The organism is Halorussus lipolyticus, assembly GCF_029338375.1.
Classification (GTDB): domain Archaea; phylum Halobacteriota; class Halobacteria; order Halobacteriales; family Haladaptataceae; genus Halorussus; species Halorussus lipolyticus.
Window position 1 is genome coordinate 2894026 of the sequence record NZ_CP119804.1, and the last position, 25098, is coordinate 2919123.

At 65.5% G+C, this 25098-nt stretch carries 27 protein-coding genes; 17 read left to right on the forward strand and 10 right to left on the reverse strand.

Annotation, left to right across the window (positions count from 1 at the left end; all coding sequences use genetic code 11):
* Window positions 1-88: 88 nt before the first annotated feature.
* Window positions 89-1399: an eIF2B alpha/beta/delta subunit family protein gene (locus tag P2T57_RS14490; protein WP_276299926.1), complete on the reverse strand. Its 1311-nt coding sequence runs from the start codon at window positions 1397-1399 to the stop codon at window positions 89-91.
* Between the two features lie 181 nt (window positions 1400-1580).
* Here P2T57_RS14490 and P2T57_RS14495 point away from each other — a divergent pair, with 181 nt between their 5' ends.
* From P2T57_RS14495 to P2T57_RS14505, 3 genes are all read left to right on the forward strand, one after another.
* On the forward strand, window positions 1581-2093 hold the full coding sequence (locus P2T57_RS14495; protein WP_276299927.1) for a metallophosphoesterase family protein: 513 nt from the start codon (window positions 1581-1583) through the stop codon (window positions 2091-2093).
* A gap of 407 nt (window positions 2094-2500) precedes the next feature.
* Window positions 2501-3268, forward strand: coding sequence for a coenzyme F420-0:L-glutamate ligase (locus tag P2T57_RS14500; protein ID WP_276299928.1), 768 nt, complete (start codon window positions 2501-2503; stop codon window positions 3266-3268).
* Window positions 3255-4241 (forward strand): 5,10-methylenetetrahydromethanopterin reductase, encoded by a 987-nt coding sequence (locus P2T57_RS14505; protein WP_276299929.1) that lies wholly within the window; start codon window positions 3255-3257, stop codon window positions 4239-4241. Before P2T57_RS14500 ends, P2T57_RS14505 begins: the two co-directional genes overlap by 14 nt.
* Here the strand turns inward: P2T57_RS14505 and P2T57_RS14510 are convergent.
* The gene (locus P2T57_RS14510; RefSeq protein ID WP_276299930.1) at window positions 4198-4404 is read right to left on the reverse strand and encodes a DUF8024 family protein; all 207 of its coding nucleotides are present in this window, start codon (window positions 4402-4404) and stop codon (window positions 4198-4200) included. The two genes, P2T57_RS14505 and P2T57_RS14510, sit on opposite strands and share 44 nt — an antisense overlap.
* Window positions 4405-4584: 180 nt before the next feature.
* On the opposite strand from P2T57_RS14510, the gene P2T57_RS14515 reads away from it, so the two are divergent.
* The gene (locus P2T57_RS14515; RefSeq protein ID WP_276299931.1) at window positions 4585-4788 is read left to right on the forward strand and encodes a DUF7573 domain-containing protein; all 204 of its coding nucleotides are present in this window, start codon (window positions 4585-4587) and stop codon (window positions 4786-4788) included.
* 23 nt (window positions 4789-4811) lie between these two features.
* Here the strand turns inward: P2T57_RS14515 and P2T57_RS14520 are convergent, their stop codons facing one another.
* Window positions 4812-5483 (reverse strand): TetR/AcrR family transcriptional regulator, encoded by a 672-nt coding sequence (locus P2T57_RS14520; protein ID WP_276299932.1) that lies wholly within the window; start codon window positions 5481-5483, stop codon window positions 4812-4814.
* 242 nt (window positions 5484-5725) lie between these two features.
* On the opposite strand from P2T57_RS14520, the gene P2T57_RS14525 reads away from it, so the two are divergent.
* From P2T57_RS14525 to yciH, 4 genes are all read left to right on the forward strand, one after another.
* Window positions 5726-6703, forward strand: coding sequence for an AAA family ATPase (locus tag P2T57_RS14525; RefSeq protein ID WP_276299933.1), 978 nt, complete (start codon window positions 5726-5728; stop codon window positions 6701-6703).
* A 1-nt stretch (window position 6704) separates the two neighbouring features.
* The gene (locus P2T57_RS14530) at window positions 6705-7775 is read left to right on the forward strand and encodes a DUF58 domain-containing protein (RefSeq protein ID WP_276299934.1); all 1071 of its coding nucleotides are present in this window, start codon (window positions 6705-6707) and stop codon (window positions 7773-7775) included.
* A complete protein-coding gene (locus tag P2T57_RS14535; protein ID WP_276299935.1) occupies window positions 7772-10084 on the forward strand; it encodes a transglutaminase TgpA family protein in 2313 nt (770 codons plus the stop codon). Before P2T57_RS14530 ends, P2T57_RS14535 begins: the two co-directional genes overlap by 4 nt.
* A 103-nt stretch (window positions 10085-10187) precedes the next feature.
* Window positions 10188-10481, forward strand: a complete 294-nt coding sequence (gene yciH / locus P2T57_RS14540; RefSeq protein ID WP_276299936.1) for a stress response translation initiation inhibitor YciH — start codon at window positions 10188-10190, stop codon at window positions 10479-10481.
* 175 nt (window positions 10482-10656) lie between these two features.
* Here yciH and P2T57_RS14545 read toward each other — a convergent pair whose 3' ends face one another.
* Window positions 10657-11022, reverse strand: a complete 366-nt coding sequence (locus P2T57_RS14545) for a rhodanese-like domain-containing protein (protein WP_276299938.1) — start codon at window positions 11020-11022, stop codon at window positions 10657-10659.
* 213 nt (window positions 11023-11235) lie between these two features.
* On the opposite strand from P2T57_RS14545, the gene P2T57_RS14550 reads away from it, so the two are divergent.
* The 3 genes from P2T57_RS14550 to P2T57_RS14560 all read left to right on the forward strand — a co-directional run bounded on the left by P2T57_RS14550 (window position 11236) and on the right by P2T57_RS14560 (window position 15025).
* A complete protein-coding gene (locus tag P2T57_RS14550; RefSeq protein WP_276299939.1) occupies window positions 11236-11532 on the forward strand; it encodes a DUF7562 family protein in 297 nt (98 codons plus the stop codon).
* Window positions 11533-11636: 104 nt separating this feature from the next.
* Window positions 11637-12944: a ribonuclease catalytic domain-containing protein gene (locus P2T57_RS14555; protein ID WP_276299940.1), complete on the forward strand. Its 1308-nt coding sequence runs from the start codon at window positions 11637-11639 to the stop codon at window positions 12942-12944.
* Between the two features lie 155 nt (window positions 12945-13099).
* Window positions 13100-15025, forward strand: a complete 1926-nt coding sequence (locus P2T57_RS14560; protein WP_276299941.1) for a hybrid sensor histidine kinase/response regulator — start codon at window positions 13100-13102, stop codon at window positions 15023-15025.
* On the opposite strand, the gene P2T57_RS14565 is transcribed toward P2T57_RS14560, so the two are convergent.
* Window positions 15022-15564: a GNAT family N-acetyltransferase gene (locus tag P2T57_RS14565; protein ID WP_276299942.1), complete on the reverse strand. Its 543-nt coding sequence runs from the start codon at window positions 15562-15564 to the stop codon at window positions 15022-15024. The genes P2T57_RS14560 and P2T57_RS14565 overlap by 4 nt on opposite strands.
* A 181-nt stretch (window positions 15565-15745) precedes the next feature.
* On the opposite strand from P2T57_RS14565, the gene P2T57_RS14570 reads away from it, so the two are divergent.
* The 3 genes from P2T57_RS14570 (at window position 15746) to P2T57_RS14580 (ending at window position 17567) form a co-directional block, all read left to right on the forward strand.
* The gene (locus P2T57_RS14570) at window positions 15746-16450 is read left to right on the forward strand and encodes a uracil-DNA glycosylase (RefSeq protein WP_276299943.1); all 705 of its coding nucleotides are present in this window, start codon (window positions 15746-15748) and stop codon (window positions 16448-16450) included.
* A 55-nt stretch (window positions 16451-16505) separates the two neighbouring features.
* Window positions 16506-17153, forward strand: a complete 648-nt coding sequence (locus tag P2T57_RS14575) for a helix-turn-helix domain-containing protein (protein WP_276299944.1) — start codon at window positions 16506-16508, stop codon at window positions 17151-17153.
* 120 nt (window positions 17154-17273) lie between these two features.
* Entirely contained in the window at window positions 17274-17567 is a 294-nt protein-coding gene (locus P2T57_RS14580; RefSeq protein ID WP_276299945.1) for a DdfA family disk-determining factor, read from the forward strand.
* Between the two features lie 63 nt (window positions 17568-17630).
* Here the strand turns inward: P2T57_RS14580 and P2T57_RS14585 are convergent, their stop codons facing one another.
* Entirely contained in the window at window positions 17631-18161 is a 531-nt protein-coding gene (locus P2T57_RS14585; RefSeq protein ID WP_276299946.1) for an NUDIX hydrolase, read from the reverse strand.
* A 383-nt stretch (window positions 18162-18544) separates the two neighbouring features.
* Here P2T57_RS14585 and P2T57_RS14590 point away from each other — a divergent pair, with 383 nt between their 5' ends.
* The gene (locus P2T57_RS14590; protein WP_276299947.1) at window positions 18545-19033 is read left to right on the forward strand and encodes a metal-dependent transcriptional regulator; all 489 of its coding nucleotides are present in this window, start codon (window positions 18545-18547) and stop codon (window positions 19031-19033) included.
* A gap of 69 nt (window positions 19034-19102) precedes the next feature.
* Here P2T57_RS14590 and P2T57_RS14595 read toward each other — a convergent pair whose 3' ends face one another.
* From P2T57_RS14595 to P2T57_RS14610, 4 genes are all read right to left on the reverse strand, one after another.
* Complete coding sequence (locus tag P2T57_RS14595) at window positions 19103-19513, reverse strand: DUF5809 family protein (protein ID WP_276299948.1); 411 nt, start codon at window positions 19511-19513, stop codon at window positions 19103-19105.
* 283 nt (window positions 19514-19796) lie between these two features.
* Window positions 19797-20285 carry a DUF5810 domain-containing protein gene (locus P2T57_RS14600; RefSeq protein ID WP_276299949.1) on the reverse strand — a complete coding sequence of 163 codons (489 nt, stop codon included), beginning with the start codon at window positions 20283-20285 and terminating at the stop codon, window positions 19797-19799.
* A 1-nt stretch (window position 20286) separates the two neighbouring features.
* A complete protein-coding gene (rimI, locus tag P2T57_RS14605; RefSeq protein ID WP_276299950.1) occupies window positions 20287-20796 on the reverse strand; it encodes a ribosomal protein S18-alanine N-acetyltransferase in 510 nt (169 codons plus the stop codon).
* A 499-nt stretch (window positions 20797-21295) separates the two neighbouring features.
* Window positions 21296-23272: an aconitate hydratase gene (locus tag P2T57_RS14610; protein ID WP_276299951.1), complete on the reverse strand. Its 1977-nt coding sequence runs from the start codon at window positions 23270-23272 to the stop codon at window positions 21296-21298.
* 167 nt (window positions 23273-23439) lie between these two features.
* Between P2T57_RS14610 and P2T57_RS14615 the strand changes: the two genes are divergently transcribed.
* Window positions 23440-23934, forward strand: a complete 495-nt coding sequence (locus tag P2T57_RS14615) for a deoxyuridine 5'-triphosphate nucleotidohydrolase (RefSeq protein ID WP_276299952.1) — start codon at window positions 23440-23442, stop codon at window positions 23932-23934.
* Between the two features lie 87 nt (window positions 23935-24021).
* Window positions 24022-25047 carry a hypothetical protein gene (locus P2T57_RS14620; protein WP_276299953.1) on the forward strand — a complete coding sequence of 342 codons (1026 nt, stop codon included), beginning with the start codon at window positions 24022-24024 and terminating at the stop codon, window positions 25045-25047.
* Window positions 25048-25098 lie beyond the last annotated feature (51 nt).

Consider the following 25098-nt stretch of genomic DNA (forward strand, 5'->3'; position numbering starts at 1 on the left):
GCCCGGTAGCATCGTTCTGAAACCTTAGAAAAATAAAAATCTGTGTTTAGGAATTCTACACATTTCCAAAATTTGAATCGGCCGACGCTCACTCGTCGCGCCACTGCGAGCGTTCTCGGAGTTCGCGGGACACGTCGCCGATTTCGTCAGCGCCGAGGGTCCCTCGCTCGGTAATCACCTCCGAGACCAACTCCGCGGGCGTCACGTCGAAGGTCGGGTTCAGCACCTCGATACCGGCGTCGCCGTCGTATACGTCCTCGGGGTCGCCCTCGTCCAGATGCACCGTGTCGTCGGTCCGAATCTTGTCGCTGGCGGCGACAGCGTAGCAGTCGATGGCCTCGCGGTCCGCCGAGAGCGCCCCGAGGAGCGTCCCGGTCTTGTTCACCACGCGGCCGTCCGGCAGAATCGCGTCCGCGCCGACGACCACCGCGTCCACGTCCTCGGTCGCCAGCGCGTGGCCAATCGCGGCGTCGGTGTGGAGCGTCACGTCGGGCGCATTTTCCATTTCCGCCAACTCCTCGGCGACCCCGACGCCCTCCCGCGCCGGGCGGGACTCGGCGACCAGCACGCGGTCGGCGGCCGGAAGCGCGTCCAGCACGGTTCCCGACCGCGAGAGGGTCAGGACCGTCTCGCTGTGAATCTCGTCGGCGGCGTTCTCGGCGGCGTCCTCGTCCGCCCGATACGCTCGCTCGATTCCCTCGCGGGCGGACTCCTCGACTGCCGAGGCGGTTCCGGCGTTCCGGTCGGCCTCGCTCATCGCCCGATTCACCCGGTTTTCGACCGCAGACATGCTCGGCCGGGCGTCGAGGAGTCGCTCGGCGATGGCGACGAGTTGAGGCCACCGGTCGGCGTCGGGGTCGCGCTCTGCGAAACTTCCGGCCCTGTCGCGCAGGACCTCCAAGGCCCGGACCGAGAGGTACGCAGAGCCGTGGTCCGCGTCGTCGGCGACCTGCTGGATGGTCGGCCCGACCCGCGAGTAGGCGGTCCAGAGTTGGGGCACCGTCTCGCGCCGCAGAATCTCGGTCGGGTGGACCCACTCGGCCTCGGCCGTCTCCCAGTCGGTTTCGGCGTCGCGCCGGTCGCAGTCGAACAGGTAGGGGTGGACGACCCATCGGGTGGCGAGGCCCGCATCGCCGGGCTCCGCCCGGCGCTCCGAGGCGCTCCGCGCCTCGCTGTCCTCGAACGAGAACGTGACGCCCGCTCTGGCCAGCGAACAGGCGTCGAGGAGGCCCGTCTCCTCGGCAATCTCGTCTCGCGCGGCCCGATGGGGGTCGTCCTCGGCGTGGCCCGCGACCCCGGCCCACTGGCCGGGGTAGGAACCGACCTCCTCGGAGCGCCGGAGCAAGAGTACCTCGCCGCGATTCCGCAGGAAGCAGGTGACGACGTGGGTTTCGTCCATACCCGTGGTTCGGTGGCGGGTGGTTTGAGTCTGGGGTCTATCGAGAGCTATTTCGGGCGGGCAGTTCTGCGCACGCGAAATACCGGCCCGCCGGACGCATTCTACAAAAGTCGCTGTCTCAGGAGAATCAGGGGCCTCCTCTGCCTCTACGTTTTTGCCGGGCGAGAACGAACACCGTCGCATGGCCGAAATCGCAATCATCAGCGACACGCACATTCCCTCGCGCGCCGAGGACATCCCCGACTGGGTGGCCGACCGAGTTCGGAAGGCCGACCACACCATCCACGCGGGCGATTTCGACAGTTCGTCTGCCTACGAGTCGATTGCGGGCCTCGCCGGGTCGGCGTTCACCGCCGTCACGGGAAACATGGACCCGGCGTCACTCGACCTGCCGAAGGTCGCCACCGTCGAGGTGCAGGGCACGACGTTCGTGGTGACCCACGGCACGGCCCCCACGGCCGAGGAGTACGAGCAAACCGTCGCCGAGACCATCAGCGACGAACTCACGGGACCGGGCATCGCGGTGGCGGGCCACACCCACGAGGTGGTAGACGACGACATCGAGGGCATCAGGTTCCTGAATCCGGGGAGTGCGACCGGGGCCTCGCCGGCCGACCGCGAGACGATGATGACCGTCGAGATTCACGAGGGCGACGTGGACGTGCGGGTGTTCGAGGACGACGAGGAGATTTAAACTGGGAAGTGTGGTTTGGATGGAGGTGTGAGAGTAATGGCGATAGTACGGAAAATCATTTTGTTGTTTAAAATTGCCTAGAAAGAGCTTAGAGGCAACGATAGTCGTCTTTCAGACGTGTTAGATGACGACGGTGAGATTGTCACTCCGAACGAGACGGGCGACAGGGCGCTAGCTTCAGGCTTGAGCAAAGCCGTCTCCCGCACAGCACCGCAACCGCACAGCACGGCCCTCGGGCCTCCCCAACCTCCTGCGGTCCTCGGCTTTGCCTGCGGTCCTCGTCTCTCGCGCGTTGCTCGCGCGCCGACCGCAGAAGGCGGTACTGCCTACTGGCTACTGCTAGTCCGATTTCCGTCTCGTTTGCCCGTTTCGGGCGGATTTTTACCTCCGACGCGCCAACCTCGGGTATGGACGTGTTCGCGGTGCCGGGACTCCCCGAGGTCCGGCCGGGCGACGACCTCGCCTCGCTGATAGCCGAGCGGACCGACCTCCGAGACGACGACGTTCTGCTGGTCGCCAGCACCGTCGTCTCGAAGGCCGAGGACCGCCGGGCCGACCTCGCTGATTTCCCGGCGGGACCCAGAGCGAAGGAAATAGCCGAGCGACTCGAAGACATTTCCGGCGAGGAGAAAGACCCCCGGTTCGCCCAAGCCGTGCTGGAGGAGAGTACCGAACTCATCATGGAAGCGCCTTTCTTGCTGACCGCGACCAAGTTCGGCCACGTCGGCGTCAACGCCGGCATCGACCGGTCGAACGTCGGAGACGGAGAACGCGATTTACTCCTGCTCCCCGAGCGACCCGGCGAGAGCGCCGACCGGATTCGCCGAAATCTCGACGCCGACCCCGCGGTCATCGTGACCGACACCTCCGGGCGGCCCTTCCGCCACGGCCAGCGAGGAGTCGCGCTCGGATGGTCCGGCATGCCGGCGTCCCGCGACTGGCGGGGCGAGGAGGACCGAGACGGCCACGAACTCGAAGTCACCGTCGAGGCCGTCGTGGACGAACTCGCGGCGACGGCGAACCTCGTGACCGGCGAGGGCGACGACGGCCTGCCCGTGGCGGTCGTCCGCGACTGGGAGTTCGGCAACCACGAGGGGAGCGACAACCTCTACCGCGACGTGGACGGCGATTTCGTCCGGCAGGCGCTCAGGGGGTGGGAGTTTGCTCGGGATTGAACTCACCCCGGAGCATCCGATTGGGGACCTCGTGGAAATCGGCCAGCAGGCCGAGCGAGAGGGCTTCGACGCCCTCTTTGCGAGTTGCCACTACAACAACCGCGACCCCTTCGTGGTCCTCGATAGGGTGGCCACGGCGACCGACGACCTGCTCGTCGGCCCCGGCGTGGTCAACCCCTACGAGACCCATCCGGTCTCGCTCTCGTCCCGCGTCGCCACGCTGGACGAGGCCAGCGACGGCCGGGCGGTCTGCGGCCTCGGCGCTGGCGACCGCTCGACGCTCACCAACCTCGGATTCGACCGCGACAAGCCCCTCCGGCGCGTGCTGGAGGCGATGAAGGTCTCCCAGAAGCTCTGGGCCGGCGAGCGCGTGGACCACGACGGGACGTTTCAGGCCACTGACGCCGCGCTGAACTACCCGGAAGCCGTCTCGGAGATTCCGGTCTACGTCGGCGCGCAGGGACCGCACATGATTCGGATGTCGGCGAAACACGCCGACGGCGTGCTGGTCAACGCCTCGCACCCGAAGGACTTCGAGTGGGCCGACCAGCGGGTCGAGGAGGGACTGGCAGAGCGCCCCGAGGACCGCGGCCCCTTCGACTTCGCGGCCTACGCCAGTGTCAGCGTGGCCGACGACGCCGACGAGGCCCGCGAGGCCGCCCGACCCCCGGTCGCGTTCATCGCTGGCGGTTCCGCCCCGCCGGTCCTCGACAGGCACGGAATCGACCGCGAGGTGGCCAAAGAAATCGGCGAGAAAATCGAGTCGGGCGACTTCTCGGACGCCTTCGAGGCGGTCACGCCCGAGATGATAGACGCCTTCTGCATCGCCGGGACGCCAGAGACCGCCGCGGAAAAAATCGACCGCGTGCTGGAGTACGCCGATAGCTTCGTCGCCGGGTCACCGCTCGGCCCGGACCCGATGGAGGCGGTTAGCCTCGTTGCTGAGGCCTGCGACTCGCCGTCTCGGGAATGAACAGGTCCAGCACCGCGCCGGCGGTCAGATACGCCAGCACGAGCGACGAGAAGATTATCAGTGCGGCACCCATCGCCAAGAGCAGTATCGAACTCGGGAAGGCGAACGCGGCGTCCGCGAAGTAGTTCGCCATGTCCACGAAGTTTTGGATGATACTCGCCATACTACAACGTGAGTAGCGGGGGTACTTGTTTGGTTCGTCTAACGACGAATACCGGACTAACCCATGTATTTCGTTGCTAAAGATGCATTTCACTATGTATAACAATCGTATTTACTTCTTCTGCCGGCCGAGTTGGTAGTCTCCGCTACCCTTACGACGGAGGCCTGCGTAGCCCCGGCCGTGCCCGAGGACCAATCGCTCGATACCTTCGATTCGGCCGAGAGTGCAGACGACGCCCCGGACGCCGACCCTGCCGTCTCCACGTTCGACTGGTCGCCGGCGGGCGGCGAGTGCGCCGACTGTGGGGCGTCGGTCGAACGCCGCTGGCGGGCCGACGGCGAGCGCGATGGCGAACTCGTCTGCGCCGACTGCAAGGAGTGGTAGCGACGAGTCCCGGTCGTCGGTAGTTACTTGCCCATCCCGCCGGTCGAACGGCAGGCGTCCGCGTTCGACGCGGCGTGACCTGCCTCAGGGTTCTCGGCGAGGAGGCGCGTCTCGACGTACCGGTCCAGTTCTCTCCGGACGGATCGGGCGGCGTCGGGATTCTCGGTCGTGGTGCGCTCGGTCATCCGGCCGTTGAGAAGGGTCACCAGGAACGAGGCCGTCTGCTCGGGGTCCACCTCGCGGAAGACGCCCTCGTCGATGCCGTCGGCGATGATGTCGGTGACGTGGCTCCGCAGGAACTCGTTGTTCTTGGCGAACTGGTCGGCGTAGGCTTCGTCGCTGACGGCCTGTGCCCGGAGTTCCACGAGGACGCCGACGAACTCCTCGTCAACGTCCGAGTCGGTGTCAACCAGCACGTCGAACAGCGCGTCGAGTCGCTCGTCGGCCGGGCCGCTGTCGGCCAGCGACATGTCCTCCTCGAAGTGGTCGAGCGCGAACTCCAGAAATCCCGTCAGCAGGTCGTCCTTGCCGTCGTGGTGGTGATAGAGGAGCGACTTGCTCTTGTCGAACTCGTCGGCGATGCGCTGAATCGTGAGGTCGGCGTAGCCGTACTCGGTCAGCGCCTCGTAGGTCGCCTCCATGATTTCGGTGCGCGTGTCGTCGGCCGCTCGTTCGAAAAGACCCTCCGGAGGCATGCCTGAGTAGGTAGGTACCGACGACGCCGTTATCAATCCCGGTGATACGACATTTACTCGGTCGCGGTTCCGTCGCCGCTAACCGCGGGTGAGCGCCCGTCTCTGGGGGTCGTTCGGAACCATCGCAGTCGGGACAAAAGTTTCAAAGGTGGGGCCGAAAAGTACGGGTAGTACACGCACGCTCCGGCGGCCTGCCGTCCGGTCGCCGGGTTTCTCGCCCTCCGCGTGCTGACAGAGTATCCATGACGGAAGCCAACTCCCCTACACGCCAAACCGACGCGTCACCCGACCCCCTGCCGGTAGACGAGGCCGCAGACGTCGCCGACAGAGTGGTCGAGAACGTCGAGCGGGTCATCGTGGGCCACCACGACGTGACCGAGCAAATCGTGACCGCCATCCTCGCGCGCGGTCATCTCCTGTTGGACGACGTGCCCGGCGTCGGCAAGACGACGCTGGCCCGGTCGCTGGCCCGGTCCATCGATTGTGAGTTCTCCCGCGTCCAGTTCACACCCGACCTGATGCCGACCGACGTGACCGGCGTGAACGTCTTCGACGAGCGAACCCGCGAATTCGAGTTCCGGCCCGGCCCGGTCTTCGGCAACGTGGTCCTCGCCGACGAAATCAACCGCGCGCCGCCCAAAACCCAGTCGGCCCTGCTGGAAGCGATGGAGGAGGCCCAAGTCACGGTTGACGGCGAGACCTACCAACTCGACCAACCTTTCACCGTCATCGCCACCCAGAACGACGTGGAGGCCGACCGGACCTACGACCTCCCCATCGCCGAAATCGACCGGTTCGCCAAGCGCCTGTCGCTGGGCTACCCCTCGCCCGAGGACGAGTCCGAGGTCCTGCGCCGAGTCACGGGCGGCCACCCGATAGACGAACTCGAACCGGTGGCGACTGCCGACGAGATACTGTCTGCCCGCGAGACGGTCGATAGCGTCACCGCCGAGGAGGCGGTCCGGGAGTACGTGACCCGCCTCGCAAACTACACCCGCGACCACGCCGACCTCGGGGTGAGTCCGCGGGGGTCCATAGCGCTCCTCCGGTCGGCACAGGCCCGCGCGGTCCTCGACGGCCGGGACTACGTGGTCCCCGACGACGTGCAGTCGGAGGCCCAGTCGGTCCTCGCCCACCGCGTCCGGACCGGTGCGGGGTCGGCGGGGTCGTCCGGTCGAGACCTGATAGCCGAGGCGCTCGATTCGGTCCCGGTGGAGTGAGATGCTGACGCGACGCGGATGGGCGCTTACCGCCGTCACCGTCCTCGCGTTCGGGATGGCGGCGTGGTTCAGCGCCCGCTCGTTGAACGCCGTGGTCGGACCGGCGTTAGTCGCGCTGGCGGCCGGATGGCTCCAGTTCAGGCGGGCCGACCAGCCACAACTCGACACGAAGACGCCCGACTACGGGTTCGCCGGCGAGACGGTCACGGTCTCGCTCGACTTCGACGCCCCGACCCCGCTTTCCGGGACGGTTCGACTCGAATCCGGCGACGGCCTCGACGTGCAGAATCCCGAAGTCGAGACGACCATCGCCGACGACGAAATCGACTTCGACGTGGCGCTCGGCGAGCGAGGAGTCCAGTCTGTCGGTCCGGTCGAGGTCGTCGCCGAGGACGTACTGGGCGTCTGGTCGGAGACCTACACCTACCCGGTCACCAGCGAACTCGTCGTCTTCCCCCGGATTCACCGATTGCAGGACGCCAGCGACCTCACCGCGCTCCACCGGGAGTTCGGTCTCGGCGGCCGGGACCGGTTCGACCAACTCCGGGAGTACGAGCGCGGCGACCCCCTCCGGGACGTTCACTGGAAGTCCAGCGCCAAGCGCGCCGACGACGAACTCGTGGTGATGGAGTTCGAGGCCAACGAGGAGCGCGAGCAGGTCGAACTCCTCGCAGAGGCCGACGGCGGCCGGATGGACGACGTGGCCGAGGCGGCCGCCAGCGTCCTGACCTATCTCCTCGACGCCGGACTCGCGGTCGGTCTGACAGTCCCCGGCGGCCGGGTCGAACCCGGCGCTGGCGAGGACCACCGGACCGAACTCCTGACCCTGCTGGCCCGGTCGAACCCCGGCACCGTCAGCGACCGGCGGCGCGAGGGGACCGACGTGCTGGTGGCGGGCCGGGCCGAGTCGGAGTCCGTCACCGTCACCATCGGCGACCGGACCGTGACCTTCGGCCAGTTGTCCGGCGAGTCCGGGTCGGCCGCTGGCGGCACATCGTCGGAGGCCGACCCCGAACCGTCGAAGGCCGACCGCGAATCGCAGGTAACCGCAGACGGGGGTGAGCGCCGATGAGTACCGATAGCGCGACCGCCTCGCCGTCGTCGGACTCCTCGGTCGGCGACCGCCTCCGACTCGGCGACGTGGCGGTGTCGTACCACCTCCTCGCGGTCGGGTCGCTCGCGGTCACGATGACGACCTACCTGAGCGTCCTGTTCCACGTCACCGACATCGTGGGCGGGACCACGACCCTGCTGGGGTTGGTGGCCGGGTCCCTGCTGGCCGGGACGCTGACCGCTCGCAAACTCCGGCCCAAGCAGGCGGTGGTGCTTTCGGCCGGGTTGCTCGCGCTCGGACTTGTCGGCTACTACCTCGCGGTGCCCAGCGCCTACCTCGTGGCGATGTCGCTCGGCAAGGTCGTCTCGGACAACGTGGCCCTGCTGACCGGCCTGTCGGTCCTCCGGATGACCGAGGTCGGCGCGTGGGCACTCGGGGTCGCCCCGGCGATGGTGTTCGCGCCGTGGTACCTCGTCCTCCGTCAGCGCTACGCGCTGGCGGTCGGCGCTGGCGGGACCGCGATGGGCTTTTTCGTCCTGACGGGCGACCTGAGCAACTTCGTCACGCTGGTCGGGATGCTCTCGGCGACGGCGACCCTCGGGTTCGGGACGCTGGCGCGCCGAGGAGGAACCCCGGCGCAGGTGGACACCCTTGCGGTCGTGTTGGTGGCGATGATACTGCTGGCCTCGACGGTCAGCGTCGTGCCCGGCGGCGGCGCGAGTCCCATCCTGCCCGGCGGTGGCGCTGGCACGCCGACGGTCGAGGACGCCTTCGTCAGCAACGGCGAGCGAATGTCTATCGTCGGTTCGATTCGCCTCTCGCCGAAGGTCCGGTTCACGGTCGAGTCCGACGAACCGGGCTACTGGCGGGTCGGGGCCTACGACCGCTACGACGGCAACGGGTGGATTCGGACCGGCAACCCGCGGGATTACGGCCCGCAACCCGCGCCGCCGGGTCGGTCGCGGGCGGTCAGCCAGACCGTCACGGTGAAAGCCGAACGGATGGCCGCGATGCCCGCGATGTGGCGTCCCACTCGGTTGGAGACGGGCGACAGGGACAACACGCGGGTCAGTTCGCTCGGGGCGTTCGACCCCGTGGGCGCGCTCCGGGAGGGCGAGGAGTACACGGTCGTCAGTCAGGTCCCCGACCCCTCTGAGCGCCAACTTCGGAACGCGGGCACCGACTACCCGGCGCGCATCGAGGACCGGTATCTCCAACTGCCGGAGAGTTCGACCGACCGGGTTCGTCAGCGGACCGACCGCATCGTCGGTGCGGCCGACGCAGAGACGCCCTACGCCAAGGCCACGGCCATCGAATCGTGGCTCGAAGCCAACAAGAGCTATTCGCTCGACGTCTCCCGGCCCGAGGGCAACATCGCCGAGAGCTTCATCTTCGAGATGGAGTCTGGCTACTGCACCTACTACGCCACCTCGATGGTGACGATGCTTCGGTCGCAGGGCGTCCCCGCCCGGTTCGCGGTGGGCTACACCTCGGGCCAGCGCGTCGCCGAGGACGAGTGGGTCGTCCGGGGCTTGGACTCTCACGCATGGGTCGAGGTCTACTTCCCCGACGTTGGATGGGTCAGGTTCGACCCGACGCCGGGCGGTCCGCGCCAGCAGGCCGAGCGTTCGCAGGTCGCGGCGGCCCGCCAGAGCAACGTCTCGAACGTTGACACCGACGACAGCGACGAGGGCGAGTGGACGCCCACCACCACCGAGACCACGACCGTCTCCGGGGCCAACGAGACGACCGGTTCGGACGAGAACGTCACGACCGGCCCCTCGACGCCCGCCAGCGGCGGTCTCGGCGAGCGCCAACCAATCAATCCGGGTCGCGGCGACTACAACGAGACGTTCGGCGGGTTCAACACCACGGGCGACCGCAGGGCCGACGCGGACGACGACGACGACTCCGGCGGCCTCCCCATCGGTCTGCCGTCGCGCGAGCAGACCGTCCTCGGCGTCCTCGTGGTCGTCGGCCTGCTCGCAGGTGGTCGGCGGTCCGGCGCGCTCGAACGCCTCCAGCGGGCGGTCTGGCTTCGGTGGCAACCCCGCGACGACCCCGAGGAGGACGTGGCCCGCGCCTTCGAGCGACTGGAGTTCCTCCTCGGTCGGGACCACCGCGAGCGACGGCCGGGCGAGACGCCCCGCGAGTATCTGACGGCACTGGACGAGACGGTCGGCTTGGACGACCGGGCCGAGCAGGTCGGGTCGATTTACGAGCGGGTCCGGTACGCCGGGGACGTGGACGACGCGCTGGCGGACGAAGCGGTCTCGCTGGTGGACGAGTTGGTTCGGGAGCGCCGGGGCCTCCTCGGCAGAAAATAGCCCCGGTCCCCGTTTCACGAGGTCTCGCTCGGTTTCTCTCGGGCTTCAATCCGGGGAATTAGCGACACAGTTTTGTACCCCTACGACCAATTCCCGAATTGTAATGTCGGAAGTGTGCTCGACGTGCGGACTGCCTCAAGAGCTCTGCGTCTGCGAGGACGTTGCCAAAGAGTCTCAACAAATCAACATCCGCATCGACGAGCGACGCTACGGTAAAGAGGTAACGATAATCGAAGGATTCGACCCCAAAGACGTCGATCTGGATAGCCTGTCCTCGGACCTGAAGTCCAAGTTCGCGTGCGGCGGGACCGTCGAGGAAGGCCAGATAGAGCTCCAAGGCAATCACTCCGGGCGCGTCGAGGATTTCCTGCGTGACAAAGGTTTCAACGTAGCCTAACTCCACGCCGGTTTTGCGCTGTCGAAACGGGTCAACGAGTGACTACCCCGCTCGGGGAGCGGTCGCCTCTCCGGCGGCGGACTATCTTTCCCGGTCTGAAGAAACGAATTAGAATTGTTTAGGGTATGCTTTTATTGCTGAAACGCGCTGAGGCCGGGTCTCGGCGGGGTCCGCGTCAGAACGGCGCGTCCGGCCCCTCGGCCACTTCGTCCTCGTCGGCGTCGGATTGGGCCAGTTCGTACTCCCACTCGTCCAGACCGCCGGCCATGCTCTCGACGCGGGCGTCGTCGGGCACGCCCTCGTAGGACGAAATCAGGCGCGCGGCCTGCACGCTGGATTTGCCGTGGGGACAGACGGTGACGATGCGCTCCGCACCGTCGAGGAGTTCGATGCGGTCGGCGAGCGCGTGGAAGGGGATGTTCTCGCTGTCGGGGATGTGTCCTCGCTCGAACGCGGCTTCGGGCCGGATGTCCACGATTCGGACCTCCTCGTCGGTTTCGAGGAGTTCGTGAACGTCGTCGGGAGAGATTTCGGCGTCCATCGGTTCGTCTTTGACCACCCGGCCGAATAAGCCCCGCGGTGGCGGCCCTCGGTTTCCGTCGTCCCAACCGTCCTCGGGGACGCCGCTCGAATTTCCTCCGGTCGCTCGTCGGAATCACGACGGTAAGCACTCGTTACTTTCATCGACTTCGAAATCGAAATCGAGTGGTGTCTGACCAAAAACCGCAAGTAGTGGCGGGCCGTGGTTCGAAGTATGTGGGGTTCCCGGAGTAGCCGGGGCAGTTCGGTCGATTGCATTGCCTGCGGCGAAACACTTCACCGAGACGACGCCCGAGAATACGACAAGGAGGGCGACCGCTGGAACCGGAAAGGCAAGGATTTCGAGTATCTCTGCAAGGACTGTCACACCGCGCTCTGTCACCAACCGCGAGACGAACTCGAAGACCTACTGGTAGACATCGACGCGGGCGGCCTCTCGGAGACCGAATTTCTGGACCGGTACTGCGAGGCCGTAGAGGAGCGGTACGGACCGTTAGACCACGAGCGATAAGCTACGACTAACCCCGGTACGCCGGACTCCTCGACGCCGACCCGTCGAGACGACGCTCGCGTTGCTCCGATACGCCTAACTACTCGTCGCCGTTATCACTCGGTATGACGAGCGACGCCCAAGCCGAGGCCGGAACCCCCGAGGGACAAGGCCCGGTCGAGATTTCACCCGAATTGGCCGACCGACTCGAAGACAAGCGCGAGGAGCTATTCGAGAAGTTCGAGATTCGAGACGAGTTCCCCCAAGAGGTCCTGACCGAGGCGGAGAAGCGGACCGAGGACATCCAATCGGAGATTCAGGACGAGGTAGCGGAGCGCCGTGACCTCCGGGACATGACGACGTGGACCACCGACCCCATCGACGCCCAAGACTTCGACGACGCCCTCTCTATCGAGGAGCGCGACGACGAGTTCGTCCTCTGGGTCCACATCGCCGACGTGACCCACTACGTCAACCCCGAGACCAACATGTGGGACGAGGCAGTCGAGCGCGCTAACACCGTCTACTTGCCCGCCTACACCATCCACATGCTCCCGCCGGTGCTGGCAGAGACCGTCTGCTCGCTGGTGCCCAACGAGGACCGACTCGCCCACACCGTCGAGATGCACCTCGACAAGGAGAACCTGAGTTTCGAGACCATCGAAATCTACAAGTCGGTCATCGAGAGCGACGCCCGCCTGACCTACACCGAGGCCGAGAACCTGCTGGACGACCCCGAGACTGCAGACGACCTGCTCGAAGACCCCGAGGTGGACCTCGCCGAGAAGAACCAACTAGTCTGGGAACTCGCCGACCGGATGCACGAACAGCGCAAGGAGGACGGCAGTCTCGTCCTCAACCCCCGGCGGGACCGCGCTCACACCATCATCGAGGAGTGCATGCTGAAGGCCAACAAGGCCGTCACGCACAAACTGATGTGGGACCGCGGCGTCGAGGCGATGTACCGCGTCCATCCCCAACCCAGTCCCGACGAGTGGGGCGAGGCCTTGCAGGAGATTCAGGACCTCAACGGCGTCTCCATCCCCGGTTCGAAGTGGGACGACCCCCGACAGGCGGTCAACGCCACGCTCGAGGAGGCCCCCGAGCGCCAACTCGACAAGATTCAGTGGGCGGTGATGAAGGTGATGCCGCGCGCGAAGTACATGAACGACCCCTTCGGGGGCCACCACGCGCTCAACTTCGAGATTTACGGCCACTTCACCAGTCCCATCCGGCGACTGTCGGACCTCATCAACCACTGGATCGTCTACAGCAACGACGTGCCCGAGGACCTCGTGGCGCTCTGTGACCGTGCCAGCGACAAGCAGGCCGACGCCGAGGCCTGCGAGCGCGAGTACAAGAAGTTCCTCGAGGAGGTCGGTCTCGACGCCGCCGCGGTCAACAACCGCGGTATCGAAGTCGTAGACGAGTAGCTACCGACTTCAGCATTAATTTCGAGTGTCGCACTAGAAAAGCTATGCCTCTATCCCGCTCTCCAAGTATCTTCTAAAGATAGGGTCCGAATACAGCATTAAATCTTCAGGCATTACTCGGAAACTTTATACGTCACTGTTAACCTCTAACTACCATGGCGTCCTCTGGCAAGCGGGTGCTCGTCGTTGACGACGAGCCGGGCCTCGCCGATATGGCGGCCGAATATCTCCAGCGAATCGACGAGGAAATGTCTACCACCGCGACCGACTCGGCGACCGATGCGCTCGAACGCATTCGCGACGGCTCCGAGTTCGATTGCGTTGTCTCCGACTACAACATGCCCGACATGAACGGGTTGGAGCTTCTGGAAGCGGTACGCGAGGAGTACCCTTCGCTCCCGTTCATCCTCTACACCGGGAAGGGGAGCGAAGAAATCGCCTCCGAGGCCATCTCGGCGGGCGTGACCGACTACCTCCAGAAGGAGACCGGCACCGACCACTACGAGGTGCTGGCCAAGCGCATCGAGAACGCGATTTCCCAGAACCGCGCGAAGATGGAACTCCGCCAGACGCGCCAGAAAATCGAGGCGCTCCACCAGACGGCGGCCAAGGCGGCCACCTGCTCGGACCGGACCGAACTCTCGAAGTTGGCGGTCGAGGCCGCCGAGGAGATTCTGGAGTTCGACCTCTGCGACATCAGTCTCGCCGAGGGGGACCGACTCGTCCCGCAGGCAGTCTCGAAGGGCGTCCCCTCCGACGGCTACTATCGCTCGACTTCCATCGACGCCGAGGACAACATGGCGGCCCGCGTCTTCCGGGAGGGCGAGTCGGTCCGCATCAACGACCTCCGGTCCCACGGGGTCGCCCCGGCCGAGTCGGACTACCGGTCGGCGCTGACGATTCCCATCGACGACCACGGCATCTTTCAGGCGGTCTCTCGGGACGTGGACGGGTTCAGCGACCGGGACCTCGAACTCGCGGAACTGCTGTTGGCCCACGTCTCGGCCGCGCTCGACCGACTCGGCTCCGAGGAGCAACTCCGGAACGAGCGCGACCGGTTCGCGGCGCTGTTCCACAACATCCCCCACGCCATCGGCGTCGGGGTGTTCGACGACGGCGACCCCGTTATCTCGGCGGCCAACCCGACGTTCGAGGAGGTCTTCGGGTGGGAGTTAGACGAGATTTCGGGCGAGTCGATAGACGAGCGCATCATCCCCGAGGGGGCCGAGGACGACGCCGCCGAAATCAACGGCCAGATGCAGAACGGCGAACACGTCTCGGGCCGGGAGGTCCGGCGCAACACCGCCGACGGGCCGCGGGACTTCCTGCTTCACACCGTCGAGGCCCCGAGCGACGACGCCGACGGCTTCGTCATCTACACCGACATCACCGACCAGAAGCGCAGGGAGCGCGAACTCCAGCGCCAGAACGAGCGTCTGGACGAGTTCGCCAGCGTCCTGAGCCACGACCTGCGAAACCCCCTCGAAGTCGCCGACGGGAACGCGCGACTCCTCGCCGAGGACTGCGACAGCGACCGGGTTGAACCGATACAGAACGCTCTCGGCCGAATCGAGGAGTTGGTGGACGAGGCGCTCGAACTCGCCGAACAGGGCCGAACCGTCCGAGACCCGACCGAAAACTCGGTTCCCGCGGCGGTCGAAGACGCGTGGGATATGGTCGAGACGGACGACGCCGACCTCGAAACCGCCGACCTGCCCGACGAGGTGCCCAGCGACGAGTCGCGTCTCAGGCGACTGTTCGAGAACCTATTCCGCAACGCCGTCGAACACGGTCCGACGACCGGCGAGTCCTCGGCTGTAGACGGCGGCGACGAGGTAACGGTCGAAGTCGGCGGCCTCGACACCGACGACGGCTTCTACGTCGCCGACGACGGCGTGGGCGTCGAGGAGGGCCACGACAAACTGTTCGAGCGGGGCTACACCACCAGCGAGTCGGGGACCGGTCTGGGTCTCCGCATCGTGGAGGACATCGTTCGCGCCCACGGCTGGTCGGTTCGGGCGACCGACTCGGAAGCCGGCGGCCTCCGAATCGAGGTCCGCTTCCGAAACGTCGATACCTAGAGTTCTTTCTCTCGAACGTAGTCGGCGTAAGTCTCGCCCTCGAACTCGGATTCTCGGCTTCCGACCGTCGGGTAGCCGTGTCTCTCGTAGAAGGCGTTGCCAATCTCGTTGTCAGCCAGCACGACGAGTCGCAGGCGCTCTGCTCCTCGGTCGGCTAACTCGTCCTCGACTCGTTCGAGCATCGCGGACCCCGCGCCCTCGCCCCAGTGGTCGGGGTGGACGTAGATGCGCGGGAGTTCCGCTGAATCGTCCGCTCCGCCGAGGACCCCCTGCGCGAAGCCGACGACCTCGGGGTCGTCAGCGTCGTCTGTGGCGTCGGCGTCCTCGCTCCCGCCGCCGATTTCCGCGACGAGGAACACGCCGTCGTCGCGCTCGACAGACCGCCGGAGGTGGTTGAGGTCGTACCACTCGTCCACGACCGAACCGACCGATTCCGGACCCACGATGTCGTCGTAGGCCGCGTGCCACGACTCGCGTGCGATTCGCCGAACGTCGGCCACGTCGCCCGCCTCCGCGGAGCGAACGCTGAGGTCGTCCATGCGTCGTTGGTGTGCGACCGGCGGCAAATAGCTTCCGCGAGCGAACAAGGGCGTGGTATCCGGCGGGTCAAGACAACTACACGTGTCTTTACCGATGACAGAGTTGTCTACAACAGTCCACAGAATTGCTTCGCCGACCCGAAGACGGGACATTCAGGGAGTCGGCGGTCCAACCCCGAACATGGCCGAGTCTTCCGATTCCGCCCCCGAGTTCCCCGACTCCGACTCGCGGAACCCACTCGAACCGGACTGTTCGCGGTGCCCCGCGCTGGTCGAGGCCCGCGAGTGCATCTCGTGGGGCAACGGGTCGCTCGACGCCGACGTGGTGGTGGTCGGCGAGGCCCCGGCGTTCGGCGACCCGGAGGCCGACCGCTGGCGTGGCGGCAACTGGACCGGGATGGCCTACACCTCGCGTCACTCCGGCCGGAAAGTCCGAGCGTTGTTCGCCGACGCGGGCCTCGCTCCCGACGAACTCTACTTCACCAACGCGGTGAAGTGCTTCCCGAGGGACGACGAGTCCGGGCGAGATGAAACGCCGACGAACAGAGAACCCACCGCCGAGGAGCGCGCGAACTGCCGACGACACCTCCGGACCGAAATCGAGCGAATCTCGCCCGCAGTCGTGGCGACAACCGGCAAGCACGCCACCCGGTCGGTGCTGGGCGACCGCTCCGCGAAATCGGGCGAGTCGGGCGAGTCGGGAGACTCGGACGACTCCAGCGGGTTCCTCGATTCGGTGCTGGAACCGGTCTCGTCCGTCGAGTTCGGGACCACCGTCCTGCCGCTCCTGCATCCCTCCTACCAGAACGTCTGGTTGCCCAGAATCGGCCTCGACCGCGAGGAGTACGTCGCCGAGATTCGGGCGGTCGTCACGGCCCGACGGTAATATCTCAAATTGTTAGCAAGTCTATTTTTAACCGCGGAGGTCGATAGTCAACGCGATGAGCATCATCGCGGAGTTCACGACGCCCGCCGAGGAGTTCGCGCTGGGCGAGGCCCTCTCAGCCCATCCCTACGTGCGAATCGAACTGGAGAAGGTCGTGCCGACGCGAATGCAGGTGCTTCCGTTCTTCTGGGCGTGGGGCGACGATTTGGACGCCTTCGCCGAGACGGTCCGCGAGCAACCGCTCGTCTCCTCGCTCCGCGTCGTGGACAGCGTGGACGACCAGCGCCTCTACCGGGTGGAGTGGACCGACGTGCTGACCGACCTCGGGCGCATCATCCGGAGCGCCGACGCCACCGTGCTGGAGGCCAGCGGTCAACAGGACACGTGGCGGTTCGAACTTCGGTTCGCAACCCACGAGAGCGTCCGGGCGTTTCAGGCCGACTGCAACAATCACGGCATCTCGCTGGAACTCCGGCGACTCCACTCGCTGACCGAACTCGACGCCGACGGCAAGTACGACCTGACGCCCGAACAGCGCGACACCCTGCTGACCGCGCTCGAACACGGCTACTTCGAGGAGCCACGCGACATCACGCTCGAAGAACTCGCCGAACTGCAGGGTCTCTCGCCGACCGCGGTGTCTGGCCGGATGCGCCGGGCCGAGGCCAAACTCATCGCTCGGACCCTCGTCACCGACACGTGAGCCGACTCAGACGCCGAACGCTACTTAAAGAGGTTGAAATATCCACCCGAAGGCCGAGGGGGAGCGCCCGACAAGTTCCAGCGTCGTGACTCCACCAAGTGACGACTGGGGGTAGATACGATGGACACGGGCAATTCAGTTACGAGAGTCGAATCGCGCACACCGGCAGTCGAGCGGCGAGTAGACGAGGCGAATACACCTAGCCAAGCCGTCGTCACGGCGATTGCGGAGGCGCTAGACACCGACGTCCGCGAACTCCCGCCGCTGTACGAGACGGTCGATTCCGACGCGCTGGACACCATCTTCGGGCGTCGCCACGACGGCACGCCCCGGACCGACGGCCGGGTCGAATTCGACCACCACGACTGCCGGGTCGTAGTGGACCCCGACCGCGTGCGAATCTTCTGCGACTGAGGACGCTCGGCCGACGACTGGGACTGCGGGCGTCTGCATCGTCAGGCCGGCCTCGGGTTTCGTTCAAATCAGTCCTTCCTCGTCGGCCAGCAGGAGGGCCTCGATAGTGGCGTCGTTGGCGGGGTTCTCGCGCGCCGTCTCGAGGGCGTCCTCGACGGGCATCGGGCGAACCGAGAGGAACTCGTTGCTGTCGAGATTGCGCTCGACCGGGGTCAGACCTTCGGCGAAGACGATGCCACGCTCGTGGCGCAGGACGCCGGTCGAGCAGTAGAAGTCCTCGAGCAGGCTGATTCCGGAGGCCTCGAAACCGGTCTCCTCGCGCAGTTCTCGGGCACCGGCTTGGGTGTAGGACTCGCCGTCTTCTACGATTCCGGCCGGGCATTCGAGGCACTCCTCGCCGATGACGGGCCGGTACTGCTCGACGAAGACGACCTGCCCGTCGGTGACTGCCAAGATGACGACAGCGGGCGGGAGTTCGGCCCAGTAGTACTTCTTGGTCGAACCGTCGGGTTGCTCCACGAGGTCGTAGCCTCCGGTGTACCACCCGGTTTCGTACTCGGCGACCGACTCGATGACGCGCCAATCGTCGCTCATGGGGGGAAATCGGGGGCCGGAGGCTAAAACGTGGCTCCTTCGAGGCGGCATCGAAATCAGAAACCGACGGCGGACGCTATCTCCACACTCTATCCGGCGCGTGCTGGCGCAGTCTCTCGTGACTGCGCCGAATCGCGCGAGGGATGAGTAGCGCAACGAAGTGAGCAACGCAATCGGTTGGGGAGGTATGTGGCTGTCGCGGTGCGGGTCGGTGCGGTGACGCCTCGGCTTCGGGAGTAGCTAGCTCTCTGCCACTTTCGACTTCAACTTCGACTCGACCGGGACCATCATTCCGACCGCAAACCGCTGTTCTGACCGAAATTGAGGAGTGCGATGCTCGCCGGGAACACGTTTATACTCGCTCACGCCCTCCATCTACTCAAATGACCGATGTTTCCGAGAGCGTCGGTCGGTACCTCAGCACCATCCACGTGCTGACCGCCGAGGCCGACCGGCGGGCGCGACCCGGCGAACTCGCGGACCTCCTCGACGTGAGCGGCGCGAGCGTCACCCAGATGCTGGCCACGCTGGACGACCGGGGTCTCGCGGTCTACGAGAAGTACGAGGGCGTCACCCTGACCGACGAGGGCGAGGACGCCGCCCGCGAGTTCGCGTGGCGGCGGTGCGTGGCCGAGAACTTCCTCGAAGACGACCTCGGCCTCGACGTGGCGGCGCTCGCCGACGCGGACGACCCCGACGACGCCGAGGACCCCCGCGCAATCGGACGGGTCCTCTCCGACGAGGCGGTCCACCGACTGAAGGTCCTCGTGAACCACCCCTGCGACGGGAAGTGCAACGCGCCCAACGACGAGTACCGGGCGTGTTCCGACGACGTGCGCGAGACCGCCGAGAGCGTAGACCTCGAACGGTAGGCAACTAATCGCGTCGGCTCGGGATTGTAATTCGTTCCTTTCCAACTGTATTTATTTCTTTCCGGGCGCTCAGAGGAGGTCCCGGTAGACCCGGCCGAACGCCTGTCGCTGGAGGGTCGCCACCGCGGCGCGCTCCTCGCTCTGGTAGGTCGCCGAGACCACGGTCTCGCCGAGGGCGTCGTGCCACGCGACGTGTTCGACGTTCTCGGAGCCTTGCTCTATCACCTCGCGGTCCCGGTCGGCCAACCAGTCGTCGTACTCCTCGCGCGTGCCGGTTCGGACCGTCAGGAGCGACGCGAACAGGGCGTCTCGGGCGGTCTCGACGACCTCGCCCGTCACGCGCCGGTCGTACTCGTCGGGGTCGAACGCCATCGCCTTCGCCGTCTCCTTGACGACGGTCTGGGCCGTGGGACCGACCGCTTCGTACCGTTCGCGGGCCTCGGTTTCCGATTCGGGCGCGAGAAATCCGTGCGTGTTCATGTCCGGGCGTTTGGCAGGGCGGGGACTACTGATTTTCGTCTAGGCTCTGTTCGATTTGGAGATGATGTGAAGTGAGTCGTCGGGGATGGAATTGGAGTGTCGTCTTCTTGAAGCCCCGCTCGCTCGACGGCCGGGACTCGTTGCGCTCCTCGGCCTTCGGCCTGCGGTGCTTACTTCCTCCGGGCACAGTCGAGCGCGCGGCCCCTTCATCCCACCCAGAGAAAATTTGGCCGAGCGTCTGCCGGTGGTCGATTTCACCGAGCGCCCGCTGGCGGGTGGTCGGCTACTCGTCGTCGCTCGCTGATTTTTCGTCCTCGTCGTCCAGCATCTCCTCGGTCATCTCCTGTGCTTCTTGGAGAATCGACTGGGCCTCGGCGTCGAGCGACCCGGCACCCGCACCGCCCTGTCCGCCAGCGCCGCCGGCCATCGAACCCCGGCCCTGCGAGTTGGCGCGCTCCAGTTCGTCTTCGAACAGGTCGCCGCCGCGCGGTTCGTCGCCGTGGCTGTGGTCGTGGCCGGTCGTATCTTCGAACACCTGCGGGAAACCGACCTCCTTGGCGTACTCCTCGACGCGCTCGGCGAGTTCGTCCTCGCCCTGTTCCTGCCAGTCGGGCGCGTGGTCGTCCAGCCACTCCTCGTGGTCGGCGTCGCCGAGCATCGCCGTGAACGCGAGGTGATTGGCGAGGTGTTCGGCGTCGGACTGAGGCGTCTCGCAGACCGGACAGGCGTATCCCATGCCCGGCCGTAGGTCGCCCGCGCCGAAAAGCGCCACGCTACTCGTCCAAATCGACCACCATAATCAGCGCGTCCTCGCCGTCGTCGTAGTACCGCGGCACCGTCCGGAGGTACTCGAAGTCGAAGCTCCGATACATCGACTGGGCGCGCTCGTTGCTCGCCCGAACTTCGAGTTTGACGCTCCGGGCACCGCCAACTTCTAAGACGTGGAGCGCCCGCTCCAGCAGTTCCGCCCCGATGCCCTCGCCGCGGTGGTCGGGGTGGACCGCGATGTCCTTGATGTGGCCGAACGACCGCCCGTGGTTGGGCACGAGGTTGGCCACGACGTAGCCGACTACGCTCTCGGCGTCGTCGGAACCGTAGCCCGCCGTCTGCTCGTCTTTGACCGCGACCAGAAAGCCGGGCTCCTCGACGTACCGGTCGAACGCCGAGAACGGCCACGGCTGGTCGAACGAGGCCCGCTCGATGCGAAGCACCGCGAGCAGGTCGGCCTGCGCGGCCTGACGAATCTCCACGTCACCTTCGTCGCCCACGGGAGTCGTTGTCACTACTCGCGGCTTCTCGCCCGACCCTTATGAGTGTCATGCCCGACGACGGCCCGTAATTCTTTAGTAGTATTAATCATAAGAACGAAATGCACTCTCCGGCCGGAGGTGCAAGCTCCCGAAATCTCCCCCACCCACCCCCACCTTTTGAACGGTGCCGGGAGTCAACTGTTCAATATTCGAGAGGCTACTGACGCAATTGCTCGAAAATCCAACATAATGTAACAAATCAGTAATTAGTTTAAAGTGTTGTGAGCAATATTACATATTTGGAGGTGAGAAAGTATGTTCGGATTCATCCTGAGCCACTGCAATGGTCCTTCGCTCCCCGACGAGCCGGCCTGTATGTACTGATTAGACGCAACTAATCGAGTCAGCGAAATACGCTTTTTTACTTCGAACCGGAGATACGCACCCTATCGACAGACGAGTGTATCGCGGTAATTCCGCCGTTACCAGTCGCTGGCGAGGACGCGAAAAACGAAAGAATTCGGTGTGCGAGTTAGTCGTCCGCGGGAGCGGGCGAGTCGCCGCCGGACTCGGCCTGCTTCTTCGTGTGCGAGAGCTTGCCACCGTCGGCGAGAATCTGGCGCTCGCGCTCGGAGGCGTCGAGGTGGGCCGTCGCTTCCCACTCGTCGTTGACGCGAACCGTGAACTCCTCTTTGCCGGAGCGGACTGCCTCGGCCACGTCGTCCACGATTTCGATGTTGTCGCCTTGGTCTATCTTCTCGTAGGTCTCCTCGTCGATGGTCAGCGGGATGAGACCGAAGTTGAACAGGTTCGCCTTGTGGATGCGGGCGAAGCTCTGTGCGAGGACGCCCTCCACGCCGAGGTACATCGGGCAGAGCGCCGCGTGTTCGCGCGAGCTACCCTGACCGTAGTTCTCGCCGGCCACGAGGAAGCCACCGTCGGACTGCTGTGCGCGCTCGGCGAACTGGTCGTCCACGCGCGAGAGGGTGAACTCCGAGAGCTTCGGGATGTTCGACCGGAACTTCAGGATGTCCGAGGTCGCCGGGATGATGTGGTCGGTCGTGATGTTGTCCTCCATCTTCAGGAGGTTCGGGCCTTCGAGGTCCGACCCCATCTCGTCCTTCAGCGGCACGTCGCCGATGTTCGGACCCTTGATGAGTTCGTCGTCGGGGGCCTCGTCCGGGGAGATGAGGTCCACGTTGCTTCCGATGTACTCGTCGGGCATCTCGAAGCCGGGGTCCTCGAGGTCGCCGAGTTCGTCGGCGAGGTTGCGCGGGTCCACGATTTCGCCCTTGATTGCCGCCGCGGTGGCGACTTCCGGCGAGCAGAGGTAGACGTTGTCGTCCTCGATGCCGGACCGACCCTCGAAGTTGCGGTTGAAGGTACGGAGCGAAACGGAGTCGCTGGCCGGGACGTGACCGATGCCGATACAGGCACCACACGTCGCCTCGGAGAAGTTGACACCGGCGGCCATCATCTCGGCGACGTGGCCGTTCCGGGCGAGCATCTCGGAGGCCTGCTTGGAACCGGGCGCGACGATCATCTCGGTCGTCTGGTTCGTCGAGCGGCCTTCCAGCATCTTGGCGGCCGGGAGGATGTCCTCGTAGGCACCGTTCGTACAGGAGCCGATCATGACCTGATCGACTTCCGTGCCCTCGACTTCGCTGACGGGCACGACGTTGTCGGGCATCGAGGGCTTGGCGATGAGCGGCTCGATTTCCGAGAGGTCGATGGTGATTTGGTCGTCGTAGTCGGCGTCCTCGTCGGGGCCGATTTCGACGTGTTCGTCGCCGCGACCGAGGCGTTCGAGGTAGTCCTTCGTATTCTCGTCGGTCGGGAAGATGGACGAGGTGGCACCGAGTTCGGTACCCATGTTGGTGATGGTCGTCCGCTCGGGGACCGAGAGGCTCTCGACGCCCGGACCGGTGTACTCGAAGATTTTGCCGACGCCGCCCTTCACGCTGAGTCGTCGGAGCATCTCGAGGATGACGTCCTTGGCGGTTCCCCACTCGGGGAGTTCGCCTTCGAGTCGGACGTTGACGACTTCCGGCATCTCGATGTAGTACGCGCCGCCGCCCATGGCGACCGTCACGTCGAGACCGCCGGAACCGATGGCGAGTTCGCCGAGGCCACCGGGAGTCGGCGTGTGGGAGTCCGAGCCAAGCATCGTCTTGCCGGGTGCCGCGAAGTTCTCCTTGTGGACGTTGTGACAAATCCCATTACCGGGTCGGGAGAAGTGCGCGCCGTAGGTGCCCGCGGCCGACCGGAGGAAACGGTGGTCGTCGGTGTTCTTGAAGTCGAACTGGTAGGTCTGGTGGTCGCAGTACTGCGCCGCCAGTTCGGTCTGCACTTCGTCCAGTCCGAGCGCCTCGAACTGAAGCCACACGAGCGTCCCTGTCGTGTCCTGCGTGAGAACTTGGTCGATCTCGATTCCGATCTCCTCGCCGGTTTCGAGTTCGCCCTCGACGAGGTGGTCCTCGAGGATTTTTTCCGTTAGCGTCTGTCCCATATCGACCGAATATCGGCCCTCCAAAGGTATAAATCCCGCGTGTTTCGGTTCTGTACGGCCGTAGTAAACCCCGACGCCGTGTGGCAAAAATTGTCCGAAGCGGGACCGCGTCTCACGCGCGAGACGACTCCGCCAACGCTATACCGTTCCGGTCGGACCGAACGCACATGTTCGAAAGCGGCCCCTTCGTCGCCGAACACGTTTCGGAGACCGACGACGACCAGATTCAACCCAACGGCGTGGACCTCACGCTGGAAGCGGTCTACGAACAGCGCGAACCCGGACGCATCGGCCGGGACGGCAAGGAGGTCGGCGACCGCCGACAACTGGAGACCGAACAGGTCGCCGACGACGCCCCCGAAACCTACTACCTGACGCCGGGCGGCTACGTGGTTCAGTACGCCGAGACCGTCGAAATTCCGGAGAACCACGTCGGATACATCTACCCCCGGTCGTCGCTTCTACGCAACTCCTGCATGCTCAACACCGCGGTCTGGGACGCCGGCTACGAGGGCAAGGGCGAGGGCCTGCTGGAGGTCCACCACGACATCGAAATCGAGACCGGCGCGCGCATCGCCCAACTCGTCCTCGCCGAGGCCGACCACGACGACACCTACGCCGGGTCGTATCAGGGCGAGAACGTCGGATTGGACGAGTTCTGAGTCTGCTGTTTCGCTTTCGCACGCTGACTGCACGACCGCGGCGTGCTTACTTCTCCTCCCGTCGTCGATTGCGTGGGGTTGGGAACAGTGACACACGACAGACGAGAGTTTCTGCAACTCGGCGCGCTCGCCGGCGTCGGCGCGCTCGGTGCCGACCGCTTCGCAGACGTACCGATTCGAGTCGAACAGAACGATTCACAAAACGCCGCGGACGACTGGCCGGGCATCGAGGTCCACGTGACCCAAGAGCGAGGCAACACCGGCCACTGGGTGCTTCCCGGCCGACGCCAGATTAGCGAGTACGTCTTCGGCACGCCCGAGAACCCGCGAATGACCGGCCAGCACTGGGTGAACGTCGCCCAAGGCCCGGTGAAGCAACTCCTGCAAGAACAGACCTTTCAGGTCGGTCTCCCGGTCGAACAGCGCCGGACGAACGCCGACGGGTCGGAGTACACCATCACCGACATCCTCACGGGCTACAGCGACTCGGCGCAGGAAACCGACGGCCTCCTCGACGTGCGGTACGTAGACCGCCAGCCATACGACACGCCGGGCGAACCGGGCGATACGCTCGACACCGCCGAGGTCACGGCCGAGTTCGCCGACCCGGCGGGCAACGAGTACGAGGTGATACTCGACCACATCGTCAAGCCGCCGTTCCCGCCGTGGGAGACCGGCGGAGGAGTCGTCACCGGGACGTGGCTTCACGGAATCACGGGGACCGGGACGCCCCTGATGCCCCGACTGTTCAACTACGGCGCGCTCTGGGGCGTCGGCGCGCTCCGAATCAACGGCGAGACGGTGGACGAGGGCCGCGTTATCCACTTCATGACCTCCGAGAACGTCCGGAAGGCCGACAGCTACGCGCTGGCGCTGGACGAGGAGGTCCCGCTCTCGTCGGACGAGCGTTACCTCGGTCACCCGCATCACACCCACCTGTTCCTGCCGCCCATCAAGGCGACGCCGGAGGGGCCACAGGCGAACCCGGTGCCGACCGCCTTCGAGTTGCCGAACGGCGAGACCCAACCGTTCGTCCACTTCATGTGGGACGAGGACGTTATCGAGGAGGTGGTCGTCCGCGGTGCGGGCGGTGAGCAGACGACGACCGAGTAGACGACCGGAAACGAGTTCGGTCCGTCGGAGCGTCCGGACCGCCGTGTCTGT

Coding starts and splice junctions, on each gene's coding strand:
- P2T57_RS14490 (WP_276299926.1), bottom strand. CDS start 1,399: ATGGACGAAACCCACGTCGTCACCTGCTTCCTGCGGAATCGCGGCGAG.
- P2T57_RS14495 (WP_276299927.1), top strand. CDS start 1,581: ATGGCCGAAATCGCAATCATCAGCGACACGCACATTCCCTCGCGCGCC.
- P2T57_RS14500 (WP_276299928.1), top strand. CDS start 2,501: ATGGACGTGTTCGCGGTGCCGGGACTCCCCGAGGTCCGGCCGGGCGAC.
- P2T57_RS14510 (WP_276299930.1), bottom strand. CDS start 4,404: ATGGCGAGTATCATCCAAAACTTCGTGGACATGGCGAACTACTTCGCG.
- P2T57_RS14520 (WP_276299932.1), bottom strand. CDS start 5,483: ATGCCTCCGGAGGGTCTTTTCGAACGAGCGGCCGACGACACGCGCACC.
- P2T57_RS14525 (WP_276299933.1), top strand. CDS start 5,726: ATGACGGAAGCCAACTCCCCTACACGCCAAACCGACGCGTCACCCGAC.
- P2T57_RS14530 (WP_276299934.1), top strand. CDS start 6,705: ATGCTGACGCGACGCGGATGGGCGCTTACCGCCGTCACCGTCCTCGCG.
- P2T57_RS14535 (WP_276299935.1), top strand. CDS start 7,772: ATGAGTACCGATAGCGCGACCGCCTCGCCGTCGTCGGACTCCTCGGTC.
- yciH (WP_276299936.1), top strand. CDS start 10,188: ATGTCGGAAGTGTGCTCGACGTGCGGACTGCCTCAAGAGCTCTGCGTC.
- P2T57_RS14545 (WP_276299938.1), bottom strand. CDS start 11,022: ATGGACGCCGAAATCTCTCCCGACGACGTTCACGAACTCCTCGAAACC.
- P2T57_RS14550 (WP_276299939.1), top strand. CDS start 11,236: ATGTGGGGTTCCCGGAGTAGCCGGGGCAGTTCGGTCGATTGCATTGCC.
- P2T57_RS14555 (WP_276299940.1), top strand. CDS start 11,637: ATGACGAGCGACGCCCAAGCCGAGGCCGGAACCCCCGAGGGACAAGGC.
- P2T57_RS14560 (WP_276299941.1), top strand. CDS start 13,100: ATGGCGTCCTCTGGCAAGCGGGTGCTCGTCGTTGACGACGAGCCGGGC.
- P2T57_RS14565 (WP_276299942.1), bottom strand. CDS start 15,564: ATGGACGACCTCAGCGTTCGCTCCGCGGAGGCGGGCGACGTGGCCGAC.
- P2T57_RS14570 (WP_276299943.1), top strand. CDS start 15,746: ATGGCCGAGTCTTCCGATTCCGCCCCCGAGTTCCCCGACTCCGACTCG.
- P2T57_RS14575 (WP_276299944.1), top strand. CDS start 16,506: ATGAGCATCATCGCGGAGTTCACGACGCCCGCCGAGGAGTTCGCGCTG.
- P2T57_RS14580 (WP_276299945.1), top strand. CDS start 17,274: ATGGACACGGGCAATTCAGTTACGAGAGTCGAATCGCGCACACCGGCA.
- P2T57_RS14585 (WP_276299946.1), bottom strand. CDS start 18,161: ATGAGCGACGATTGGCGCGTCATCGAGTCGGTCGCCGAGTACGAAACC.
- P2T57_RS14590 (WP_276299947.1), top strand. CDS start 18,545: ATGACCGATGTTTCCGAGAGCGTCGGTCGGTACCTCAGCACCATCCAC.
- P2T57_RS14595 (WP_276299948.1), bottom strand. CDS start 19,513: ATGAACACGCACGGATTTCTCGCGCCCGAATCGGAAACCGAGGCCCGC.
- P2T57_RS14610 (WP_276299951.1), bottom strand. CDS start 23,272: ATGGGACAGACGCTAACGGAAAAAATCCTCGAGGACCACCTCGTCGAG.
- P2T57_RS14615 (WP_276299952.1), top strand. CDS start 23,440: ATGTTCGAAAGCGGCCCCTTCGTCGCCGAACACGTTTCGGAGACCGAC.